The sequence below is a fragment of the Bradyrhizobium sp. genome (genome assembly GCF_019242285.1).
In the GTDB taxonomy this organism is placed as follows: Bacteria; Pseudomonadota; Alphaproteobacteria; order Rhizobiales; family Xanthobacteraceae; genus Bradyrhizobium.
In genome coordinates, this window is the sequence record NZ_JAFAVV010000845.1 from 1 (window position 1) to 3,182 (window position 3,182).

A 3,182-nucleotide genomic window follows, 5' to 3' on the forward strand; every position below is an offset into this window, starting at 1 on the left:
GGCAGCGCGAGAAAGGCCGGGCCGCAGTCGGCCGGATCGAGCATTGCGGCCGCGGCCTGGGGCAGCGAAGAGATGATCTGCGCCGGATGGGTGATCCGGTCCCAGTAGCGCGTCACTGCCTTGAAAGCGTCGTTCACGGTGACGGTCGGGTCGCCAAAATGCTCGACCTGCTGGAGAACCGGATCCGGCAGCCGGTTGGTGAACGTATCGCCAGCGATGAGGAGGACCGGTAAGCGGTTTGCATGGGCCGTTCCTGCCGCCGTCACCATGTTCAGGGCTCCCGGGCCGATGGACGACGTCGCCACCATGATTTGCCGCCGGAGCTTGGCCTTGGCGAAACCGATCGCCGCCAACGCCATCGACTGCTCGTTCTGTCCGCGCCAGGTGGGCAGACGATCCTGCACCGCCTCGAGAGCCTCGGACAGGCAGGTGACGTTCCCATGACCAAAAATGCCGAAGACGCCGGCAAACAGGGGCACGCGAACCCCCTCGATTTCGGTGAACTGTCGAGTCAGCCATCGAACCAGGGCCTGGGCCATGGTGAGTCGGATTGTGGCGTTGGCCATCTGGTCTCCTCCCTCGGCGGTTCGCGAGCAACATAGACTTGCGCATCGAATATTGACTACTAAAATGTTTTGCAACAACTATTGCCAAGCGGGGGAGTTTCGATAATGGGAATCGCAGGGATCGCGCGTGGCGGTCTCTTTCCATTCAGAACGTGATCGATTTTTTCGCGGGTCGCCTCGGCTCCGACCTCATCGCGAACAAGGACCTCCGATATGACCAAATCGAAGCTTCGCATCGGCCTGATGGGCAGCGGATTCATGGGGAAGGCTCACGCTTTCGGCTACGCCATCGCGGCACGTGTCTTCGATCTTCCGTTTGAGCTGTTTGCGGGTGCGAGGACTGCTCGCAGGTCCGCGGCTGCGCCCATAAGCGCAGCCTTCCAATCGCGCTGCGTGCTCCGCCGTTAGCATCGGTCACGAGCGTCGGCGTTCGCGGCAGTCGATGGCCTATCCATTTCCGCTTTGCTTCGCTCGCGACAAAGGTCGTTTCGCGATGCAATAGGGACCAAGGCCGACCTGAATTTCGATCGGAACCACGGTCATTGACATCACATAGGCAGTTTGCGAACATCAACGCTGGCTGTTTGCCTACATCATACCAGCGAGACTTGGGGCGCTTCCGAAGAAGTTGCGCTCCGCAAGGGAGGGGTGATGGAAATGGACAAGTATAGCCGGAGATCGGTGCTGCGCGGCTCCGTTGGACTCGCTGCTGCGACCGCACTGAGTAAACCGTATATTGCCAATGCTGCTGCCACGACCGCGACCGTCTGGGTCAACCAGGGCTTCGTGAAGGCAGAGGACGAAGCGTTCAAGCAATTGGCCGCCGACTACATGAAGACGAGCGGCAATACGCTCGATTACAGCATCATGCCGTTCCAGGCGCAGAACCAGAAGACAGTCTCTGCGCTGACCAGCGGCGACGTCCCCGATCTGGTTTTCATGGACGCGCCCCAGTCCATCATTCCGCAGAACGCGTGGGACGATAGGCTGGTCGATGTCAGTGACATCGTTAAGCCCTACGAAGCGCAGCTTTCGAAGACGGCCAGGGAATGCTCGACTTTCTATAACAAGACTGCAAAAGCCCACAGCTATTATCTCGCGCCGATCAAGCAGGCCTGCATCCCCTTCCACATTTGGGGCAGCCTGGTCGAAAAGGCCGGCCTGAATCTGTCCGATGCGCCCAAGACGTGGGATGCGTTCTGGGATTTCTTCAAGCCGGCGCAGAAGGAACTGCGGGGCAAGGGCATGCGCAAGATCTACGCGCTTGGCCTGCAAATCACCACGGTCGGGCCCAACGACGGTAACGGCCTCTTCCAGGCCTTCGTGATCGCCAACGGAGGCAATATGGTCACCCCGGACGGTCGGCTGCACACCGACGACCCGAAGGTGCGCGAGGCGGCGATCAAGTCCGTCGCCTACCTGACCGACGCCTACAAGCAGGGCTACGTACCGCCCGAGGCGTTGAGCTGGAGCGATGCGGACGACAACAACGCCTTCCACGAAAGAGTGTTCGTCGTCGACTTCGACGGTACGATCTCGACCGAGCTCGCGATGATCAAGGACACCCAGGCGTATATGCACGAGGTGGTCACGATGGGCCTGCCCAACGGCAACGATGGCCAGCCGATGGCGGCGCAGGTCGGTGCCGGCGGCGGCTTCATTCCCAAGGGAGCGAAAAACGTCGAGGTTGCCAAGGACCTCATGAAGTACTGGATGCAACCCAAGGTCATGAACGACAATTTGAAGGTGGGCCTTGGACGATGGGTGCCATCCATACCGCAGGTCGTCAAGGATGACCCGTGGTGGCTCGATCCCGCGGACCCGCATCGCGCCCCCTATGTGCGCGAGGCCGTCCTCGGGCCGACGACGTCGAACTATGAAGGATTCAACCCCGCCTGGGGCCAGTTGGCCGCCGAGCAGGTCTGGGGACAGGCGCATGCCGACGTCATCAAGAACGGCATGACGCCGGAACAAGCGATCGACAAGGCATTCAAGCGGGCGGAGCAGATTTTTTCGCAGGTTACGTTCTGACAGCCTCACGAGGGCCGCATGAGTATAACCCAACAGGCGCTTCCGGCTGGATCACGCCTGACGACCGTTTCGGTCAGGCAGCGCACGCGGCGGCGGGGCGGCCTCTATGGCTCCGAGCATATCTGGGCCATCGCCTTTGCGCTGCCCTACGTCGTCATCTTCTTTGCCTTCGTGCTCTATCCGATTGTCTACGGGCTATGGATGGGCAGCGATCCGGCGCTGTATCGCCAGCTCTTTGATGATCCGCGCTATCTGACGGCGGTCATCAATACGCTGGTGTACGTCGGCGTCGGCGTAAACGTGAAGATGGCGTTGGCCTTCCTGCTGTCAGGCTTCTTCATGCGCAAGGGATGGTGGATCAAAGCGGTTCTGGTCATCTTCATCCTGCCCTGGGCGACGCCGGCGCTTCCCGCCTATATGTCGATACACTGGTTCCTGAACGGGCAGTGGGGGATGCTGAACAATGTGCTGTTCTTGCTGACCGGCATCGACGGGCCCGTCTATTTGAATTCGCACTGGATGGGGCTGGCCGCCAACATCGGCGCCTATATCTGGAAGAACCTGCCGTTCTGGACCTTGATCCTG

Annotated in this window: 3 protein-coding genes; 2 read left to right on the forward strand and 1 reads right to left on the reverse strand. The window is 60.5% G+C overall.

Features of this window, described 5'->3' with window-relative positions; genetic code table 11:
• On the reverse strand, window positions 1–566 hold a 566-nt coding region (locus JOY90_RS34855), incomplete at its 3' end, for a thiamine pyrophosphate-binding protein (RefSeq protein WP_291695624.1).
• 681 nt (window positions 567–1,247) lie between these two features.
• Here JOY90_RS34855 and JOY90_RS34860 point away from each other — a divergent pair.
• Together JOY90_RS34860 and JOY90_RS34865 are read left to right on the forward strand one after the other, a co-directional pair.
• Window positions 1,248–2,597 carry an extracellular solute-binding protein gene (locus JOY90_RS34860; RefSeq protein ID WP_291695625.1) on the forward strand — a complete coding sequence of 450 codons (1,350 nt, stop codon included), beginning with the start codon at window positions 1,248–1,250 and terminating at the stop codon, window positions 2,595–2,597.
• Between the two features lie 18 nt (window positions 2,598–2,615).
• On the forward strand, window positions 2,616–3,182 hold a 567-nt coding region (locus tag JOY90_RS34865; protein ID WP_291695626.1), incomplete at its 3' end, for a carbohydrate ABC transporter permease.